The organism is Marinovum sp., assembly GCF_034669705.1.
GTDB lineage: Bacteria > Pseudomonadota > Alphaproteobacteria > Rhodobacterales > Rhodobacteraceae > Marinovum.
The window spans coordinates 68,070-87,142 of record NZ_JAXMOR010000021.1 but is presented as its reverse complement, the minus strand read 5'-3'; the positions used below and the strand labels follow the sequence as shown (position 1 = coordinate 87,142).

At 67.7% G+C, this 19,073-nt stretch carries 18 protein-coding genes; 9 read left to right on the top strand and 9 right to left on the bottom strand.

The window, feature by feature from the left end:
* The 3 genes from VOI27_RS15210 to VOI27_RS15200 form a co-directional block, all read right to left on the bottom strand.
* On the bottom strand, positions 1-1,199 hold a 1,199-nt coding region (locus tag VOI27_RS15210; RefSeq protein WP_323766211.1), incomplete at its 3' end, for a DNA translocase FtsK 4TM domain-containing protein.
* 2 nt (positions 1,200-1,201) lie between these two features.
* Positions 1,202-2,398 (bottom strand): aminotransferase class I/II-fold pyridoxal phosphate-dependent enzyme, encoded by a 1,197-nt coding sequence (locus VOI27_RS15205; protein ID WP_323766210.1) that lies wholly within the window; start codon positions 2,396-2,398, stop codon positions 1,202-1,204.
* Positions 2,399-2,815: 417 nt separating this feature from the next.
* The gene (locus tag VOI27_RS15200) at positions 2,816-4,144 is read right to left on the bottom strand and encodes an amidase (protein ID WP_323766209.1); all 1,329 of its coding nucleotides are present in this window, start codon (positions 4,142-4,144) and stop codon (positions 2,816-2,818) included.
* Between the two features lie 77 nt (positions 4,145-4,221).
* Here VOI27_RS15200 and VOI27_RS15195 point away from each other — a divergent pair, with 77 nt between their 5' ends.
* Positions 4,222-5,448 carry a UbiH/UbiF/VisC/COQ6 family ubiquinone biosynthesis hydroxylase gene (locus VOI27_RS15195; RefSeq protein ID WP_323766208.1) on the top strand — a complete coding sequence of 409 codons (1,227 nt, stop codon included), beginning with the start codon at positions 4,222-4,224 and terminating at the stop codon, positions 5,446-5,448.
* A gap of 138 nt (positions 5,449-5,586) precedes the next feature.
* Here VOI27_RS15195 and zapE read toward each other — a convergent pair whose 3' ends face one another.
* Positions 5,587-6,657 carry a cell division protein ZapE gene (gene zapE / locus VOI27_RS15190; protein WP_323766207.1) on the bottom strand — a complete coding sequence of 357 codons (1,071 nt, stop codon included), beginning with the start codon at positions 6,655-6,657 and terminating at the stop codon, positions 5,587-5,589.
* Positions 6,658-6,884: 227 nt separating this feature from the next.
* On the opposite strand from zapE, the gene VOI27_RS15185 reads away from it, so the two are divergent.
* Positions 6,885-8,123: an MFS transporter gene (locus tag VOI27_RS15185; protein WP_323766206.1), complete on the top strand. Its 1,239-nt coding sequence runs from the start codon at positions 6,885-6,887 to the stop codon at positions 8,121-8,123.
* A 462-nt stretch (positions 8,124-8,585) separates the two neighbouring features.
* On the opposite strand, the gene VOI27_RS15180 is transcribed toward VOI27_RS15185, so the two are convergent.
* The 3 genes from VOI27_RS15180 to VOI27_RS15170 are packed head-to-tail and all read right to left on the bottom strand — an operon-like array spanning position 8,586 to position 11,139.
* Positions 8,586-9,524 carry an ornithine cyclodeaminase family protein gene (locus tag VOI27_RS15180; RefSeq protein ID WP_323766205.1) on the bottom strand — a complete coding sequence of 313 codons (939 nt, stop codon included), beginning with the start codon at positions 9,522-9,524 and terminating at the stop codon, positions 8,586-8,588.
* On the bottom strand, positions 9,521-10,141 hold the full coding sequence (locus VOI27_RS15175; RefSeq protein ID WP_323766204.1) for an HAD family phosphatase: 621 nt from the start codon (positions 10,139-10,141) through the stop codon (positions 9,521-9,523). The genes VOI27_RS15180 and VOI27_RS15175 overlap by 4 nt, the downstream gene beginning before the upstream one ends.
* Positions 10,141-11,139 carry an asparaginase gene (locus VOI27_RS15170; RefSeq protein WP_323766203.1) on the bottom strand — a complete coding sequence of 333 codons (999 nt, stop codon included), beginning with the start codon at positions 11,137-11,139 and terminating at the stop codon, positions 10,141-10,143. The genes VOI27_RS15175 and VOI27_RS15170 overlap by 1 nt, the downstream gene beginning before the upstream one ends.
* A gap of 179 nt (positions 11,140-11,318) precedes the next feature.
* Between VOI27_RS15170 and VOI27_RS15165 the strand changes: the two genes are divergently transcribed.
* Positions 11,319-11,852 (top strand): invasion associated locus B family protein, encoded by a 534-nt coding sequence (locus VOI27_RS15165; protein WP_323766202.1) that lies wholly within the window; start codon positions 11,319-11,321, stop codon positions 11,850-11,852.
* A gap of 138 nt (positions 11,853-11,990) precedes the next feature.
* Positions 11,991-13,163: a 23S rRNA (adenine(2503)-C(2))-methyltransferase RlmN gene (rlmN, locus tag VOI27_RS15160; protein ID WP_323766201.1), complete on the top strand. Its 1,173-nt coding sequence runs from the start codon at positions 11,991-11,993 to the stop codon at positions 13,161-13,163.
* Between the two features lie 449 nt (positions 13,164-13,612).
* Here the strand turns inward: rlmN and VOI27_RS15155 are convergent, their stop codons facing one another.
* Positions 13,613-14,248 carry a ribonuclease T2 gene (locus tag VOI27_RS15155; RefSeq protein ID WP_323766200.1) on the bottom strand — a complete coding sequence of 212 codons (636 nt, stop codon included), beginning with the start codon at positions 14,246-14,248 and terminating at the stop codon, positions 13,613-13,615.
* Between the two features lie 130 nt (positions 14,249-14,378).
* Between VOI27_RS15155 and VOI27_RS15150 the strand changes: the two genes are divergently transcribed.
* Both VOI27_RS15150 and VOI27_RS15145 read left to right on the top strand, forming a co-directional pair.
* The gene (locus VOI27_RS15150) at positions 14,379-15,131 is read left to right on the top strand and encodes a DUF1013 domain-containing protein (protein WP_323766199.1); all 753 of its coding nucleotides are present in this window, start codon (positions 14,379-14,381) and stop codon (positions 15,129-15,131) included.
* A 102-nt stretch (positions 15,132-15,233) separates the two neighbouring features.
* On the top strand, positions 15,234-15,587 hold the full coding sequence (locus VOI27_RS15145) for a hypothetical protein (RefSeq protein ID WP_323766198.1): 354 nt from the start codon (positions 15,234-15,236) through the stop codon (positions 15,585-15,587).
* 7 nt (positions 15,588-15,594) lie between these two features.
* On the opposite strand, the gene VOI27_RS15140 is transcribed toward VOI27_RS15145, so the two are convergent.
* Entirely contained in the window at positions 15,595-16,191 is a 597-nt protein-coding gene (locus VOI27_RS15140; RefSeq protein WP_323766197.1) for a 2-hydroxychromene-2-carboxylate isomerase, read from the bottom strand.
* A 104-nt stretch (positions 16,192-16,295) separates the two neighbouring features.
* Between VOI27_RS15140 and VOI27_RS15135 the strand changes: the two genes are divergently transcribed.
* The 3 genes from VOI27_RS15135 to VOI27_RS15125 are packed head-to-tail and all read left to right on the top strand — an operon-like array spanning position 16,296 to position 19,061.
* Entirely contained in the window at positions 16,296-17,306 is a 1,011-nt protein-coding gene (locus VOI27_RS15135) for a ribose-phosphate pyrophosphokinase (protein WP_323766196.1), read from the top strand.
* A 55-nt stretch (positions 17,307-17,361) separates the two neighbouring features.
* The gene (locus tag VOI27_RS15130) at positions 17,362-18,339 is read left to right on the top strand and encodes an amidoligase family protein (protein WP_323766195.1); all 978 of its coding nucleotides are present in this window, start codon (positions 17,362-17,364) and stop codon (positions 18,337-18,339) included.
* Positions 18,336-19,061 (top strand): gamma-glutamyl-gamma-aminobutyrate hydrolase family protein, encoded by a 726-nt coding sequence (locus VOI27_RS15125; RefSeq protein ID WP_323766194.1) that lies wholly within the window; start codon positions 18,336-18,338, stop codon positions 19,059-19,061. Before VOI27_RS15130 ends, VOI27_RS15125 begins: the two co-directional genes overlap by 4 nt.
* Positions 19,062-19,073 lie beyond the last annotated feature (12 nt).

The window sequence follows — 19,073 nt, the reverse complement described above, 5'->3', positions numbered from 1 at the left end:
GGCGGCTCGACCGCGCGCGGGGCGGCGGTCAGCGGCGGCTCGGCCGGCATCGCGGCGGCGGGCGCGGTCAGCGGCGGTTCGGGTGTCTCCGCGCGTACCGGCGGCGGGGCGCGGAAGATCAGCGGATCGGGGCCATGGCCGCGACCGCGGGTCAGCGGTGCCACCGCCTCGACCTGGATCGCGGGGTTGCGGCGCACCCGGTCCTTGATGACCGAGGTGATCTTGGCCCGAATCCGGTCCTCGCCGGGCATGTCGGGCTCGATCAGCGGGCCGTCGTTCTCGACCAGTTCAGGCGAGGGCATCTCGTCCGGCTCGGGCTCGGCCCGGCGGATGAGCGCGGGCATGCGCGCCAGCAGGCCGGGTTTTTCGGGCTGGCTGTGGGCCGGCACCTCCTCTGGCACCGGCGGCACATAGGCCTTGGCGGCGGCAGCCTCGGCGGCGGCAGCCTGCTGCGCCGCCCATTCCTCGGCCTGGCGCTGCTCTTCGGCGCGCTGCGCCCGGCGCTCGGCCTGGCGAGCCTGCAGGGTCTGGGCCGCGCCCATCGCGCCCTGGGCACCCTGGCCCAGCAGCTTGAGCAGGCTGACATAGGCCATGATGATGCCGACCAGCAGGAAGCGGCCGATGGATTTCAGTTCCGGCACGGTAAAGCCCAGCACGAAGGCGCCAACCGCAAGGATCGCCAGCCCCATCACCAGCGAGGCCAACTTGACCACCAGCGACGAGCCCACCGGCATTGCCGTCAGCACCGAGCCCAGCACGGTATCGCCGAACAGCCCGCCAAGCCCGAAGGCATGGGTCCAGTCCGGCCCCGGCACCAGCGTCGCGGCATAGACCGCGGCCAGCGCGATGGCGATCGGCACGAAAACGGCCCGTCCCGGCGCCCGGTCAGAGCCGAGATGCAGCGCGAACCGCACCCCCCAGGCCAGAAAGGCCACGGCCACGCCCCAGCTGCCCCAGCCGACGATCATGAACAGCGGCGCGGCGATCGAGGCGCCGGCCCGGCCCATCCAGTTCTGCACCGGCGCATCGGTGGCCGACATCCAGCTCGGGTCTTCCGGGGTGTAGGAATAGATCATCGCCGCCGCCGCCAGACCCACAAGGATCAGCGCGATGCCGAAAAGTTCCTTGCCGCGTTTTTCAACCGCGGCCTGCGTGTTGCTGTCGAGTAGCGGATCGCGTCCCCGTGCCTGAAAAGCCATTGTCACCTCACCTCGTACAGACAGTCGCGCAGGCGCAGGAGCCCGCGGCGCATGTCGTCTATTGGGGCCACCATGGCGACCCGTATGTATCCCTGTCCCGGGTTCGCCCCGGCAACATCGCGCGACAGGTAGGCACCGGGCAGCACCCGCACCGCCGTCTCCTGCCACGCCTTCAATGCGGCGCGCTCGCCGTCCGCCACCGGCAGCCAGAGGAAGAACCCGGCTTCAGGTGGCATGTAGCCTGCAACCTCGGCAAACACCTCGTCCGCCACGGCGTATTTCGCCTGATAGAGCGCGCGGTTCTCGTCCACATGCGCCTCGTCCGCCCAGACCCGCTCGCTCACCTTCTGCAGCGGCAGGGGCAGCGGCGCGCCGGAATAGGCCCTGAGCTGCTTGACCCGGGCGATGCTCTGCGGCCCGCCGGCGATGAAGCCCGAGCGCAGGCCGGGCAGGTTCGAGCGCTTGGACAGCGAGTTGATCAGAACCATCCGCTCTGGATCGGCGCCCATCTCCTCGGCCACCTCGAGCGCGCCGGTGGGCGGCGCATCGCGGTAGATCTCGGAGTAGCATTCATCCGCCACGATGCGAAAGTCGTACCGTTCCGCCAGCCCGATCAGGTCGCGCCAGTAGGCGGCACTGGCAATTGCCCCCTGCGGGTTGGCCGGCGAGCAGATATAGGCCATGGCGGTGCGGTTCAGCACCTCCTCGGGCAGCCCGGCATAGTCCGGCAGATGGCCAGTGTCCCCGGTCGCCGGCACGAACACCGGCTCGGCCGCCACCGAGATCGCCGCGATCATGTAGACCTGATAGAACGGGTTCGGCGTCAGGACGATGGGTCGCTGGCCGTTCTTCTGCTCCGGGCAAAGCGCCATCGCGGCATTGTAAAGCCCCTCGCGCGAGCCGTTGAGCGGCATCACACGGGTCTCGGGATCGAGCGTCACGCCGTAGCGGCGCCGCACCCAGCCGGCGATCGCGGCGCGCAGCTCGGGCGTGCCGTCATTCGGGGGGTACTTGCCGAATCCGGCGATGTTCTCCGAAAGCACCTGCTCGACGAAAGGCGGAAAGCCGTGCCGCGGCTCGCCGATGGTCATGTGCAGCACATCGTGCTCATGCGCCGCAGCCGGTGCATGAGGGTCCAAAAGCGCCCGCAGACGCGGGAACGCATAGGCCGGAAGGTTCGAAAACCGTTCGGGGAACATGGGGTTACTGCTTTTCTGCCTCGGATGACGGGGTCGTTTTCGCCCCGTTTGAGGTCAAGAATACGGCACCGCCCCGCCGCCGTCCAGAAAAAGACACGATCCGGTAAGGGGTTGTGGCATTTGCGCCAGCCAAAGCGCGGTGCGGTGGGGTGCGCCGGCGGGCGGGGCCGACATGCCGTTGCGTCACGCGGTGGGTTGCAAACCCACCCTACGGTGGCGTGGGCGCGTCCATGCGGTGGCGTGAACCCCACCCGACCGGGCCCGTCACGGGGTGTGGGTTTGCACCCCACTGCCGCAACCCCATGAGGTGAGCCTGCAAGCTATCGCCCCGCCTACGTAGGGTGGGTTTGCAACCCACCATCCCACGCCGGTAGGGTGGGTTTGCAACCCACCGCCCCCGCGCATCCGGGTGGCCCCCTACCCCAGGGCCCGCTCCGCCGCCGCACCCAGCCGCAACAGCCGCTCCTCGGCCATCGGCGGGGCCAGCATCTGCAGCCCGCAACTCGGCACCCCGGTGGGCAGGCTCAACCCGCAGCCCCCCATCAGGTTGCCGATCCGCGTGTTGCGCAGGGTCAGCAGGTTCTCGGTCACGTAATAGCCCTCGTCGCTCAGCAGGCGCTCGTGATCCGGCGGCAGGTTGGCCGCGGTCGGCATCAGCACCGCATCATAGCCCGCCACGGCCTGCCAATAGGCCGCCTTGCACCGCTTGAGCACCGTCCCCGCCACGATCAGCGCGCTGGCGCTGGCCTCGCGGCCGCTGCGGAACCGCTCGAGGATCGGCGCGAACATCTTCTCGGGCGCAGTCTCGATCAGCTCGCCCCAGATGCCATAGGCCTCGGGCGCAAAGAGGATACCCGACAGCGCCATTGCCTCCGTCACTTCTGGCACCTCGACGGGCTCGACCAGCGCCCCGGCGCCGCGCAACCGCTCGACCGCGCTCCGGAAGGCCGCCTTCGGTGCCTCGCGCACCCCGTCCATCGCCACTGTCCTGAGCACGGCAAAGCGCCGCCCCGCCAGCGACGCCCCGCGCAGGTCGACCGGCTTGCGGCCCTCGAGTGCGGCCAGCAACAGCGCCGCATCCTCCACCGTGCGCGCCAAGGGCCCGACGCTGTCGAAGGAGGGCACCAGCGGCACCACCCCCTCGGTCGAAACCCGGCCATGGCTGGTCTTGAGGCCCACCACATCGTTCCAGGCCGCCGGAATGCGCACCGAGCCGCCGGTGTCGGAACCGATCGCGCCCGCCGCCAGACCGTAGGCCAGCGAGGTCGCCGCGCCAGAGGACGACCCGCCCGGCACCGCCCCGTCGCCATTGACGCAGGGCGGCGTGGCGGTCATCGGGTTCAGCCCCAGGCCGGAGAATGCAAACTCGCTCATGTGCGTCTTGCCAAGACAGACCAGCCCGGCGGCGCTGGCATTGCGCAGAACCTCGGCATCGCGCGCCGGCACCCGGCCCTTCAGCAGCGCGGTGCCGGATTCGGTGGCCACCCCGGCGGTGTCGAAAAGGTCCTTCCACGACACCGGCACCCCGTCGAGCAGCGACAGCCGCCGCCCGGCACGGGCGCGCTCTGCCGCCGCCGCCGCCTCGGCCCGGGCGCGCGCCTCGGTCAGCCGGGCATAGACGCTGGCGCCATGCTCATGGCCGGCGATCGCCGCCAGATAGGTCTCGGTCAGCGCTTCCGGGTCGATCTCGCCCGCCGCGATGGCGCGACCCAGGTCCGCCGCCGTCATCCAAAGCCAGTCCTGCATCATGCGCCTCCTTTTCGCCGCACGGTAGCGGCCGCGAAGCGCATGGACAATCCCGCCGCAGAGGCCATATTCGCGACATGACCTATGACAGCGATATCCTGATTGTCGGCGGCGGGCTGAACGGCCCGCTTCTGGCGCTGGCGGCGGCCCGGTCCGGGTTTTCCGCCACCGTGATCGACGCCCAAGACGCCACCGCCCAGCGCGCCGACAACTTCGACGGCCGCTCTTATGCGCTGGCGCTCACCGCGCAGAGGATGCTGGCGGCGCTCGGGCTTTGGGACAGGCTCGCCCCCGCGGCACAGCCGATATGCGACATCAAGGTCTCCGACGGGCGCGCGGGCGAAGGCCCGGCGCCCTTCTTCGTGCATTTCGATCACCACGAGATCGAGGAAGGCCCGATGGGCTTCATGGTCGAGGACCGCCACCTGCGCCGCTGCCTGCAGGACGCCCTCGCTGCCGAGCCGGCAATCACCCACCTGCCCGGCGAGACTGTCACCGCCCAGACCACCGATCCCGCCTGTGCCAGCGTCACCCTCGCCTCGGGCCGGACCGTCACCGGTCGGCTGCTGGTTGGTTGCGACGGCCGCGGCTCGGGCACTGCCAGGCGCGCCGGCATCGCCCGCACCGAGCGCGACTACGGCCAGACCGCGCTGGTCTGTGCCATCGGCCACGACCGCCCGCATCACGGCTGCGCACACCAGTTCTTCATGCCGGCGGGCCCGCTTGCCATCCTGCCGCTGACCGGCAACCGCAGCTCGATCGTCTGGAGCGAGAGCCACGCCCAGGCTGCGGCGATCAGCGCGCTGCCGGACGACGACTACCTCGCCATCCTGCGCCCCCGTTTCGGCGATTTTCTGGGGGAAATCACCCTGGCCGGCGCGCGCTTTTCCTATCCGCTCAGCCTGTCGCTGGCCAACGCCCTCACCGCGCCGCGGCTCGCGCTGGTGGGCGATGCGGCCCACGGGGTGCACCCGATCGCCGGCCAGGGGCTGAACGCCGGCTTCCGCGACATTGCCGCCCTGACAGAGGTGCTGACCGGGGCCGCGCGCCGCGGCGAAGATATCGCCAGCCCGCTGGTGCTCGACCGCTACGCCGCCTGGCGCCGTGTCGACATCGCCACGCTGGCCACGGCCACCGACATGTTCAACCGGCTGTTTTCCAACGACAATCCGATCCTGCGCGCCACCCGCGACCTTGGTATGGGCTTGGTCAACGCGGTCCCTGCCCTGCGCCGAAGCTTCATCCGCGAGGCCGCCGGGCTGACCGGAGATGTCCCGCGCCTGATGCAGGGCAAGCCGCTCTAGTCCGGCCTTGCAGCTGGGGGCCAGCCCCCAGACCCCCGGAGTTTGGCGGGCAAGATGAAGACAGGAGCGGGTCTCCGTCTTCATCTTGCCGGATAAACTCCCGCCGGAGGCAGAAAGTTCTTTTCTCCCGCCCCCGCCTCAGGCGTCACGGCCCCAATCGGCGTCCTGCATTTCCCGCAGGCGCGAGGCGGTGCGCTCGAATTCGAAGGCGCCGGAGCCTTCCATGTAGAGATATTCAGGGTCGGCCGCGGCGCTCGCCACGAGCTTGACCCGCGCCTCGTAGAGCGCATCCACCAGCGTCACGAAACGCTTGGCCTCGTTGAAGTTGCTGCGGCCAAGCTGCGGGATGTTCTCGAGGATCAGCACCCGGGCCGCCTCGGCCAGCGCCAGGTAATCCGCCGGGCCCAGCGGGCGGCCACAGAGATCGTAGAAGCTGGCCCGCGCCATGCCATTGTGAAACGCCGGGATCTCGACCTCGCGCTTGTTGACCACCAGCGTCAGCGGTGCCCCCTGCCCGCCGGTCAGATGTTCCCAGACCTGCTCGATCTCGCGCCGGGCGCGATCATCGGCCGGGGTGAAGAAGACCTGTGCACCCGACAGCCGGTCCTGGCGGTAGTCGCGCGGGCTGACCAGTTCCCAGACCACGTGGCTTTGCTTGATGGTCTCGATGAACGGCAAAAAGAGCTGACGGTTGAGCCCGTCCTTGTAGAGATCGTCCGGCACCCGGTTGGAGGTGGTCACCACCACCACGCCGGCCTCGAGCAGGAACTCGAAGAGCCGGCCCACCACCATGGCATCGGTGATGTCGGTGATCTGCATCTCGTCGAAGGCAAGGCAGCGCAGCCCCTCGGCCACGCGTTTCGCCACCGGCGCCAGCGCATCCTTGGCGCCGGACTGCCGCGCCGCGTGCATGCCCTTGTGGATCTCCTGCATGAAGGCATGGAAATGCACCCGGCGGACCGGGATGTCCTGCGCCTTGAGCGTATCGGCAAAGAGGTCCATCAGCATCGACTTGCCGCGCCCGACCCCGCCCCAGAGGTAGAGCCCTTTCGGTGGCTCAGGCGCCTTGCGGAACAGCCCGCGTTTCACCGGTTGCGCCAGCGCCGCGCGGATCCGTTCGAACTCCGGCAGCACCGCTTGCTGGGCGTCATCCGGCTCCAGTGTTCCCTCGGCCACCCGGGCGGCGTAGATATCCTGCATCGTCTTCATGCGCTGCACATAGCCCGCCAGTCCGGGCTTGCCCAGAGCGCGCTTGGCCTCAGCCGTCCAGGACCCCGTCCCGGACCTGATCCGGGACCTCATGGCCGGCCGCGCAATGGCCCCGGATCGGGTCGGCGGCACGCGCGTCCCTGCGGATTTTACCCGTCACAATTGCCGAATTGACCGGACCGGCAGATCCGCTAGGGTCGCCCGGTTTTTGCTGACAGGAGGCCGCCATGCAGGCCCGCACCCCGCTGTTCACCCCCGTTCTGGTCGTCGGTTGCTTCATCATGCTGCTGAGTTTTGCCGTGCGGGCAAGTTTCGGCGTCTTCCAGATCCCCATTGCCGAGGACTTCGGCTGGCTGCGCGCCGAGTTCTCGCTGGCGATCGCCATCCAGAACCTCGCCTGGGGCATCGGCCAGCCGATCTTTGGCATGGTGGGCGAGCGTCTGGGCGACCGGGTGGCGATCGTGCTGGGCGGTGTGATCTATGCCGCGGGTCTCGTGCTGTCGTCCTTTGCGGTGACGCCCGAGGCGCACCAGATGCTCGAGGTGCTGGTGGGCTTCGGCATCGCCGGCACCGGGTTCGGCGTGATCCTCGCCGTGGTCGGCCGCGCCAGTTCCGACGAGAACCGCTCGATGAGCCTCGCCATCGCCACCGCCGCTGGCAGCGCCGGGCAGGTGTTCGGCGCGCCGGTGGCGGAATATCTGCTCGGGTTGATGGCCTGGCAGAGCGTGTTCCTGGTCTTTGCCGTGGTGATTCTCGGCGCGCTGCTCGCGCTGCCGCTGATGCGCGCGCCGCAGCCCGCCAGCAAGGCCGAGCTCGAGGAAAGCATGGGCGTGATCCTCGGCCGGGCGTTCCGCGATCCATCCTACACGCTGATCTTTCTCGGCTTTTTCTCCTGCGGCTACCAGCTGGCCTTTGTCACCGCGCATTTTCCGGCGCTGGTGACCGAGATGTGCGGCCCGATCGTGCCGGGCAGCGTGTTGCACAACATCGGCATCACCACCACCTCGGCACTGGGGGCCTGGGCGATCTCCTTGATCGGGCTGGCCAATATCGCAGGCACCCTGACTGCAGGCTACCTCGGCAAACGCTATTCCAAGAAATACCTGCTGGCCGGGATCTATGCCGGTCGCACGCTGGTGGCGGCGATGTTCATCCTGATTCCGATCACCCCCGCGACGGTGCTGCTGTTCTCGGTCACCATGGGGGCGCTCTGGCTGGCGACGGTGCCGCTGACCTCGGGGCTGATCGCGCATCTCTACGGGTTGCGCTACATGGGCACGCTCTACGGCATCGTCTTCTTCAGCCACCAGCTGGGCAGTTTCCTCGGCGTCTGGCTGGGCGGGCGGATGTATGACCTCTACGGTGATTACACCATGGTCTGGTGGATCGGTGTCGGCGTCGGGGCGTTTTCCGCAGTGGTGCATCTGCCGGTGAAGGAAACCCGGCCGCTGCCGATGGCGGCCTGAGCCGAGCCGTGCCATCGCCAGACCGCGGGGTGGCGATCCGACGCCGGTATCCTTGCGCTTTATGGCAGCCAAGTCCGTAGGACCTCCCGATGATCCGCAGGCAGCAGCCAAATCGCCAGCCCGGTGGGGCGGTCTGGCGATGGTGCGGCGGCCTGGCGGTCTTGTTCCGCACCGGGCCTCGACGGACCGCAGGTTCAGCCCTTAAAATTGATCACAAGGAAGCCTTCAGGACTGTGGCACGAGCCGTGCCATCGCCAGACCGCGGGGTGGCGATCCGACGCCGGTGTGCTGGCGCTTTATGGCAGCCGATCCCGTAGAAGCCTTCGATGATCCGCAGTCAGAGGCCAAATCGCCAGCCCGGTGGGGCGGTCTGGCGATGGTGCGGCGGCCTGGCGGCCTTATTCCGCACCGGGCCTCGACGGACCGCTGGTGCAGCCTCCAGAATCGATCAAAAGGAAACCTTCAGGACTGTGGCGCAAGTCGCGCGGCCTGGTCGCTCCACTGATCAAGGATATGCTGCGCCGTCATCAGGTCGAGATGCGCGCCGCCGCCGTTCTTGAACACGGTGATCTCGCTGTCCTCCTGACGCCGCATTTCCTCTATCTGGTAGAAATCCGCCAGCAGGTCACCCCGCGCGATCGCCCCGCTCTCCAGCGGGATGGCGATCTCGCCGATATGGCCGATGGTCGTGTCGAAACTGTCGACAAAGACCCGGCCGCGCTGCAGGGCCATGTCATCGACCTCGCGCATGTCGATGCGATAGGCGCCGATCAGGTTGAGGTGCTGGCCCGGCTGCAGCCAGTCGCCGCGGATCACCGGCTCGGTCGACATGGTGGCACAGACCACGATGTCGGCGTCGCGTACCGCCGCCTCCAGGTCCTCGGCCACCGTCATGCCGGGGCACTCTGCCGCCAGCGCCTCGGCCTTGGCCGCGGTGCGGTTCCAGATGGTGAAACGGGCGTCAGGAAAGCCCGCGCCAAAGGCCTCGTAGAGCGACCGCGCCACCGTGCCGGCGCCGACGATCAGCACCTTGCGCGCATCCTTGCGCGCCAGCCGCAGGGCGCCCAGCAGCGAATCGCCGGCGGTCTTCCACTTGGTCACCAGGTGGAAATCCACCATCGCCGCCAGCACCCCTGTCCGGTCGTCGAACAGGCTCACCGCGCCGTTGATGCTGGGCAGGCCCGCCGCCGCGTTGCCGGGATGGATCGTCGCCGTCTTGACCAGCGAGCCCAGCCCGTCGATCCAGGCGGCGCGGCTCAGGATCGTGTCGTCGCCGCGGCGCAGGAAGGTGTCGCCGATCTCGGCCTTGGGCCGCGCGTGTCCGGCCGCCAGCGCTTCGGTCAGGCGCAGCCAGTCAAGCCGCGCCTCGCCCTCGTCGAAACTGATAAAGGGTACGCTCATGCTGCTTCCTCCTGCTCCAGCAGCCCTTCGGCCACCAACCGTTCGGCCCATCCGTCGGGACCGTCAAACAAATGCACCTGCCAGCCGCGGGCCTCGGCCATGGCGATATTGTCGGCCCTGTCATCGGCAAAGAGCAGCCCGCCCGGCGCCACGCCACAGGTGCTCTCGAGCAGTTCGTAGATCCGCGGCTCGGGCTTGATTGCGCCGATATGGCCCGAAATGTAGCGCTGGTCGAACTCGGTGAGGAACGGGTAATGCGCGCAGGCGATGTCGAACGTGGCGCGGCCGAAGTTCGACAGCGCAAAGACCGGCACGCCGCGCGCCCTCAGCGCCCTGAGCAACCTGACGGAACGGTCGATCGCCGGGCTCGCCATCTCGATCCAGTTGTCGTGCCAGCAGGCGATGTCCTCGGCCCAGTCCGGATGCGCCGCCGCCAGCGCCGAGACCGAGGTGGCGAAATCATCGCCGCGGTCTACGCCATCGTTCATGGTGAGCAGCGGCACCTCGGAAAACAGCCGCGACCGGCGCTGTTGACCGATCCGCGCGTCATAGAATCGTTCGGGGTTCCATTCGATCAGCACGTTGCCGATGTCGAAGACGACGGCCTCGACAGGCATCAGACGCCCTCCACGGTCTTGATCAGCCCGGCCTCGATGCCGCGGCGGCTTTGGATCACGTGGTTGACCCGGCGCAACGCCGCCGGGTGATCGGCCGCAAGCACGCCGAGCCGGATCAGCAGCTGCGCCATCATCGCTTCGCTGGCGCGGGTGGCGCCATCGGCGATCTTCAGCGCGACGCCGAGGCCCTGTTGCGGCAGGATCGCGGTAAAGACGCCATCGGCCCCGGTCTTGATCACCACCCCGTCCATGGCGCGCATCAGCTCGGTGCAGGCGCGGCCCTCGCCGGCCACCAGATCAGGGTGCTGGTGCATCGCCGCAACCAGCCGGGTGGCGGCCCGGCTCATGGTGTCGCTGCGCTGGCCGGCGCTGGCAAACCAGGCCATGGCGCGGGCGACACCCTTCAGCGAGGCGGCGAAATTCGGCGCCGAACAGCCGTCGATGCCATAGCCCGGGCTGGTCTCGCCGGTGACCTCCTCATAGGCGGCAAGCACCGCGCGCTGCACCGGGTGATCGGGCCGCACATACTCGGCATCGCCGCCGAGATGCTGGTTGAGCATCAGGAAACCGCAATGCTTGCCGGAACAGTTGTTGTGCACCTGGCAGGGTTTCTCGCCGGATGTGATCAGTTCGGCCTGGGCGTCGCGGTCGTCCGGCCATTGCGGGCCGCAGCGCAGGTCCGCCTCGCCCAGCCCCATGCTGGCCAACCAGTCGTTGGCAAGGTCGGTGTGGATCGCCGCGCCCTGGTGGCTGGCACAGACCAGCGCCAGTCGACGGCTGTCGAGTTCGGCACCGGCACCGCTGGTCAGCAGCGGCAGCGCCTGGATCATCTTGATCGAGGAGCGCGGCAGGATCACCGCCTCGGGGTCGCCCCAGGCTTCGGTGATCGCGCCGCTGGCATCACAGATCACGGCGTGACCGTGGTGCAGGCTTTCGAGGAAGGGACCGCGGTGGATTTCGACCAGCGGGACAGCGTCGGCATGGGGATTTGGGGTCATCAAACACCGTTCAAATATTGGCGATTTTCTGCCAACGGGCCTTTCGCCCGTCGCACCTTTGACGCTAATATGCTTTTGTCGAGAAGGAAACGGCCGCGTGGCAAACCCGAACCTGAAAAAGGGGAGCAGCGCGGCCTTGTTATTGTAATTGAGGCTAGGACAGCTTGGAGGCTGGACATATGATTCTTCCCTTTGCCCGCAGCATGGCCGCAGTGCTTGCACTGACGGCGGCCACGGCCGTTGCCGCGCAGCAGGAAAGCACCAATCGCGTCGCGGCCCAGACCGATTGGAGCGTCTTTACCGAGGACGACCCCAAGGAATGCTGGGCGGTGACCCGGCCCAAGGAAACGGTGAACACCCGCGACGGCCGTGTCGTGGCGGTGCGCCGGGGCGACATCCTGCTGTTTGCCTTTTTCCGCCCAGAGGCCGGGGTCAACACGCCGCAGATCACCTTTACCGGCGGCTATCCCTTTGCCAGCGGCTCGACGGTGAATGTCGACGTCAACGGCACCGAGTTCGAGATGTTCACCGAGGGCGAATGGGCCTGGGCGGCCTCGCCGGCGGATGACGCCAAGATCGTCGCCGCGATGAAGCGCGGCTCCTCGGCGGTTCTGACCGCGCGGTCGTCGCGCGGGACGATCACCAAGGACACCTTCTCGCTCCTGGGCTTCACCGCGATGATCGAGGATGCGGAGAACCGCTGCGCCGGCTGAAGCAGGCTGCGCTTGCGGGCGCGCCTCGCCGGCGGGCGGGCAGGATGCTGCGCGGCAGAGGGTCGCGGCGGGAATCCTTTTGATTCCGCGCCCGAATCCTATATGTGAGGCACTTCTTTCGGAAAATGAGCCGCTGACATGACCGCGCCGATCACCCAGGATGTACTGACCATCCCCCGCAAACTGCCCGAGGGCGCCAAGACCAACCTTGTTGGCCTGACCCGTGACGCCATGCGCGATGCGCTTCTGGCGATCGGGACGCCCGAGAAGCAGGCCAAGATGCGGGTCGGCCAGATCTGGCAGTGGGTCTACCAGTGGGGGGTGCGCGATTTCGACCGCATGACCAACCTCTCCAAGGCCTATCGCGCCGAGTTGGCCGAGCATTTCGTGATCGAAGTGCCCGAGGTCGTGTCGAAGAACGTCAGCGCCGACGGCACCCGGAAGTATTTGGTAAGGATCGCCGGAGGCCATGAGGTCGAGGTGGTCTATATCCCCGAGGCCGATCGCGGCACGCTGTGCATCTCGTCCCAGGTCGGCTGCACGCTGACCTGTTCGTTCTGCCACACCGGCACCCAGAAGCTGGTGCGCAACCTGACCGCCGGCGAGATCGTCGGACAGGTCATGCTGGCGCGAGACGATCTTGGCGAATGGCCGGAAAAAGGCGCGCCGAAGAACGAGACGCGCCTGCTGTCGAATATCGTGCTGATGGGCATGGGCGAGCCGCTCTACAATTTCGAGAACGTGCGCGACGCGATGAAGATCGCGATGGACGCCGAGGGCATCCAGCTGTCGCGCCGCCGCATCACGCTGTCGACCTCCGGCGTGGTGCCCGAGATCGCGCGCACCGCCGAGGAGATCGGCTGTCTGCTGGCGGTGAGCTTTCACGCCACCACCGACGAGGTGCGCAACAAACTGGTGCCGATCAACAAGCGCTGGAACATCGAGACCCTGCTGGGCGCGCTGCGCGACTATCCGCGGGTCGCCAACTCCGAGCGCATCACCTTTGAATACGTGATGCTCAAGGGGGTGAACGACAGCGACGCCGATGCCCGGCGGCTGGTCAAGCTGATCCAGGGCATCCCAGCCAAGATCAACCTGATCCCGTTCAACGAGTGGCCCGGCTCGCCCTACGAGCGGTCGGACTGGGAGCGGATCGAGAAGTTCGCCGATATCGTGCACAAGGCCGGCTATGCCAGCCCGATCCGCACGCCGCGCGGCGAGGACATCATGGCCGCCTGCGGTCAGCTGAAGTCGGCCACCGAACGGGCGCGCAAGTCGCGCAAGGACATCGAGGCGGACGCCGGGCTGTAAGGCGCGCCGCCGTCCCGGACGTGATCCGGGGCGGGGTCACAGATCAGGCTCGCCTGCAGCATCGCAGGGCCGCTCGCCTCCGCATAGGAAGCACGCGGTCTCGCGCGAATGTGACGTAGAGAAAGCCTCGCTTCAGGCCGCCACCGCGTCCCGGACGTGATCCGGGACCTCTCCGTCAGTTGCGCCAGGAGGCCCCGGGTCAGGCCCAGGGCGGGGTCGTTGCAATGGATACGCCCAAGCGCGTTAACAGCGGGCATCGCCGGGCCGCCCGCAGGCGCGGCGCATCGACCACGCTCGTACGGACTTGGCCGGCATAAACCGCCTTACCGCCACCTTGGATCGCCGCACCGCGGCCCGAGGCTGCGCGGCTCCTTTAGCGCACAGGCAAAAACGCCCCACAGACCCGTCGGACCGCCGCATCGCATCCCCACTCGTGGGCTGCCACGCCCCTACCGCACCGGCGTGAACACCGCATCCTTCAGCGTGCAGTCGCGCACCACGTCGCGCCCGCAGGGCACCGGCTCCAGCTCCAGCGACAGGCAGATCCGCGCCTCCTGGATATGCCCGTCGCGGCAGGTCACGGTCACCCCGTCCGCCTCGAGCTCCGGGTTCGCCTTCAGGAACGCCTCTTCCACCACCGACGCCGGCAGCTTGACCGCGCGGTCGAGCTTGCGGAACACCTCCGGCCGCGCCACCGCCTCATAGGCCGTCCGCGACGCCGCGAAATAGCCTGCGGCTGAGAGCCCCGAACAGGTGCCGTGCTTCTTCCACTGGTGCCAGGCCAGCCCGTCGGTGCCCATGATATCGGCCATGTCTCGGGTCATCGCGCGGCTCGGCGCGCGCTCGACCGTCGGGCAATAGGACGGCCAGCCCTGATGATACTGCGGCCAGAGCCCATGCAGCACCCAGCCGTGGTCATGGCGCGGATCGCATTGCTCCGACCGCTTGGCATCGCCCTCGATCTCGCACCAGTTGGGCGACCAGCTGAGCGCCAGCACCCAGTAATCGAAGACCCCGGCCCGCTCGCCCTCGGCCCGGGCAACCAGCGGCAGGCAGAGTGCCGCACACAGAGCAATCACACGCATTTTTACTTCCCTTCCACGCTTTCGGGCACTATAAGCCTGCGAAGTTCCCCGACAATGGAAACCGTTCCGGCAGAGACCGGGACCGCCTTATCCAGGCGACGGGAGAGTTTTATCTATAGGAGACCGCCGCATGGCCAAACTGCTGCACCCCAAGGCAACCGCCGTCTGGCTGGTGGACAACACCACGCTGACCTTCAAGCAGATCGCCGATTTCACCGGCATGCATGAGCTCGAAGTGCAAGGCATCGCCGATGGCGATGTCGCCGCCGGCGTGAAGGGCTTCGACCCGATTGCCAACAACCAGCTGACCCAGGACGATATCGACAAGGCCGAATCGAGCCCGATGGCGCGCCTGAAACTCAAGTTCAACCCCGCCGCGCATGACGAAGACAAGCGCCGCGGCCCGCGCTACACGCCGCTGTCGAAACGCCAGGACCGGCCGAACTCGATCCTCTGGCTGGTCAAGTTCCACCCCGAGCTTGCCGACAGCCAGATCGCCAAGCTGGTCGGCACCACCAAGCCGACGATCCAGTCGATCCGCGAGCGCACCCACTGGAACATCGCCAACATGCAGCCGATCGACCCGGTGGCGCTGGGGCTCTGCAAGCAGACCGAGCTTGACGCCGCCGTCCAGAAAGCCGCCTCCAAGCGCGCCGCCGAGGGCGCTGCGATGTCCGACGACGAGCGCCGCAAGCTGCTGTCGACCGAGCAGAGCCTCGAAATGGCGCCAGAGCCGCGGATGCCGACGGCCATCGAAGGGCTCGAGACCTTCTCGCTGTCCGACAGTAGCGATGACGAGGAAGAGGATACCCGCGACATCCGGGATGCCGACAGCTTCTTCAACCTGCCCGGCGGCGACGACGACGAAGACGAACAACCCTGATCAAGGATTCCCCCCTCACCGCGTTTTCAGGGCGCGGTGAGGGAACCGGCGCCGGGGTCGCGCTGTTAAGCCTGCATCGAACGAGCAGGAAGGACCCCAACCATGTGCATGATGCGCGCTTTCGAAGCCCACCTTCGCGAGACCTCGGCCCCTCCGCCGGAGCACACCGACCTCTCCATCTCCCGCGACGCCCAGGGCCGCATCCTGGTCGACCTGACCGGTCCGCGCTTTCACGACGCCTCTGACCATGCCATCGCGGTGATCGAGGCCTGCGGTCCCGCCCGGCTCGACGACGCCGAGGAAGGCGCCGCCGTCAGTCACTATGCGCACGGTCTGGTGCTGCGCGCCGAGACCGGCACGCCGATCGGCTATCGCTGCGTCTTCGAGCTGTCCCCCTGCCCCGCCCGGATGCCGCCGCCGGAGGCCGTCACAGCCGCCCTCGCCACAGTGGCCTGAAACCGACTCAGAGTTTGCCGGCGAGGTGCAGATCGAGATCCTCGAGCCTGTCCTGCCCCCAGAACCTCTGCTCGCCCACCACGTAGAAGGGCGAGCCGAAGACCCCGGCGTTCACCGCCTCCTCAAGGTTGGCGGCATAGGTTTCGGCCCCGGTCAGCAGGCCGCTGTCGGCCAGCGCCGGGTCAAAGCCCGCCTGTTCCAGCAGATCGCGGATCACGTCATCCTGGGCGATATCGCGGTCTTCGGCCCAGACCGCGCGCGGGAAACTGTGCGCCAGCGCGCCCAGATCGCCGCCGCCAGCCGTCTGCGCCGCGATCAGCGCATAGGAGGAGGGCGCCATATTGGTCGGGAAATGCGCCGGCTTGAGGTTGATCGGCTTGCCCAGCCGCTTGGCGCGGCGCTCGATATCCTGCAGACGATAGACCTGACGGTTGGGGTGACGCTGGCCCGGCGGGGTGCCGCCGGTCCGGGCGAAACAGGCCATGATGTCGAACGGCTTGTAGGTGATCGTGGCGCCATGACGGGCGGCGATCTCTTCCAGCCCGGTGCCTGCGAGATAGGTGAATGGCGAGATCGTCGCCAGATAGTAGTGAATTTGTGTCATGATGCGCTGTCCCCCTGACAGTTGGGTTTTGCGGACCGTAACTGCGTGCTAAGCGAAGTCAACGTCACGAATCCTTTACTTTTCATGCCCGGGATCTCACTCACATGCCCCAGCTCGTCGAACCTAAACTCATGTCCGGCAACGCGAATTTGCCACTGGCCAAGTCGATTGCGCGCCGGATGTCGATGCACCGTGGCATCAATGTCGACCTTGTCAACGCCCGCATCGAGCGGTTCAACGACCAGGAGATTTACGTCGAGGTCTATGAGAACGTCCGCGGCGAGGACATGTTCATCATCCAGCCGACCTCGAACCCGGCGAATGACAACCTGATGGAACTGCTGATCATTGCCGATGCGCTCAAGCGCTCCTCGGCCCAGCGCATCACTGCCGTGATCCCCTATTTCGGCTATGCCCGTCAGGACCGCCGCTCGCGCGCCAGGACCCCGATCAGCGCCAAGCTGGTGGCCAACATGATCGTCGAGGCCGGCATCGAGCGGGTGCTGACCATGGACCTGCACGCCGCGCAGATCCAGGGCTTCTTCGACATCCCCGTCGACAACCTCTATGCCAGCCCGGTCTTCGCGCTCGACATCAAGAACCAGTTCAAGGGCAAGCTCAACGACATCATGGTGGTCTCGCCAGACGTCGGCGGCGTGGCCCGCGCCCGCGAATTGGCGAAACGGATCAATGCGCCGCTGTCGATCGTCGACAAGCGCCGCGAGAAGGCCGGCGAAGTGGCCGAGATGACCGTGATCGGCGACGTCCGCGGCAAGAAATGCATCATCGTCGACGACATCTGCGACACCGCCGGCACGCTGTGCAAGGCGGCCGAGGTGCTGATCGAGGCCGGCGCCACCGAGGTGCATTCCTACATCTCGCACGGCGTGCTCTCGGGCCCGGCGGTCGAGCGGATTTCGAAGTCGGTGATGAAATCGCTGGTGATCACCGATTCCATCGAGGCCACCGAGGCGGTGAAAAAGACCAAGAACATCCGCATCGTGCCCACCGCGCCGGTCTTTGCCCAGGCAATCCTCAACATCTGGAACGGCACCTCGGTGTCGTCGCTGTTCGACCACGAGACGCTGGAACCGATCTACGAAGGCATTCTCTGAGCCGCGACGGCGGGTTGTCGTTTCCTTTTCGCGCCGGGGCACTAGTGTTCCTGCCATGGAAGAGATGACACCCGCCTTTGCCCCCCTGCCCCGCCCCGACACCGCCGATGGAAGCCCGCGCCGGGTGGGCGTCGAGATCGAGCTCGGCGGGCTCGACGAGCGGCATGTGGCCGAGATTGCGCAGGAGACCTTCGGCGGCACCCTGTCGCATGGCGACGGACGCTCTCTGAAGCTGACCGACAGTGCGCTCGGCGGGCTCGAGATCTACCTCGACATCTACCTGCGCAACGCGGAAAAGAGCGCCCTGCGCGATGCCACCCTGTCGCTCGGCCGCGATGTCATTCCGATCGAGATCGTCACCGACCCGCTGGACCTCGAAGGGCTGGCGCGGCTCAACAGCCTGCTGCCGCGGCTGCGCGATGGTGGCGCGCGGGGCAGCAGTGCCGGGCTGGTGCTGGGCTTCGGGGTGCATTTCAACCTGCAGGTCGCCTCTGAGGACATGGCCGATATCCGCGGCCCGCTGACCGCCTATGCCCTGCTCGAGGACTGGCTGCGCGCGGCCATGCCGATCGACGAGACCCGCCGCATCCTGCCGTTCACCGCGCCCTACCCCACCAGCTTCGTGCGCGACCTGCTGGAGCTGCGCGCCGACGCGCCGCTCTCGGAGCTCATCGAGCTCTATGTGCACCACAACCCGACCCGCAACCGCGGGCTCGACATGCTGCCGCTGTTTGCCCATCTCGCGCCCGATCACATGGCGCGGCTCAAGACCGAGGGCACCACCTCGGCGCGGCCGACCTTTCACTTCCGCCTGCCCGACTGCCGCATCGACGAGCCCGACTGGTCGCTGCTGACCGAATGGCACCGCTGGCTTCTGGTCGAGAAGGTGGCGGGTGACGCGAGGCTGCTGGCCGCCTTGGGCCAGGTCTGGCAGGCGGCGCACGGGCCGCTCACCCTGTCGCGCCACACCTGGGCGCAGCGCTGCGGCGACATCCTGCTGGGGGCCGGCCTGGCCGAGGAGCCGCTGGCATGACCCGGCCGCTGATCGGGGTGACCACCTCGCGCCGCTCGGGCTGGCGGATCTTTCCGCTGGTGGCGCTCAATGTCTGGCTGGCCGGCGGGCGCTCGGTGCGCTGGGTCGCCGGGCGCGACGCCGATATCGCGGCGGTCGACGGCATCATCATCGGCGGCGGCGACGATATCTCGCCCGATCTCTACGGTGGCAAGCTGGTGACCTCGGCCCGGCTCGACCCCGACCGCGACGCGCTGGAACGCCGGCTGGTCGGCGAGGCCTTCGACCATGGCAAGCCGGTGCTGGGCATCTGCCGTGGCTCGCAGATGCTCAACGTGGCACTCGGCGGCACGCTGCATCAGGACGCCTACGGTCTCTATACCGCGTCGCGGCGGGTCTACACGATCCTGCCGCGCAAGTCGGTGCACATCTGCGCCGAGACCCGGCTGGGCGGCATCTCGGGTCTCGCGCCGATGAAGATCAACGCGCTGCATTCGCAGGCGGTCGATACGCTGGGCGAGGGCCTGCAGGTGGCCGCCCGCGATCTCGGCGGCATGGTGCAGGCGGTCGAGCGCATTGCCGATCCCTTCGCACTTGGCGTGCAGTGGCACCCGGAGCACCTGTTCTATGCCCGCCGCCAGCGCGCGATCTTTCGCGCCCTCGTCACTGCCGCCCGCGCCCGCCACGAACATCGCGCCCAGATCGAAGACGTGCGCCGCGAGGTCGAGATGGTCACCGAATAGCTTACCCGCTTC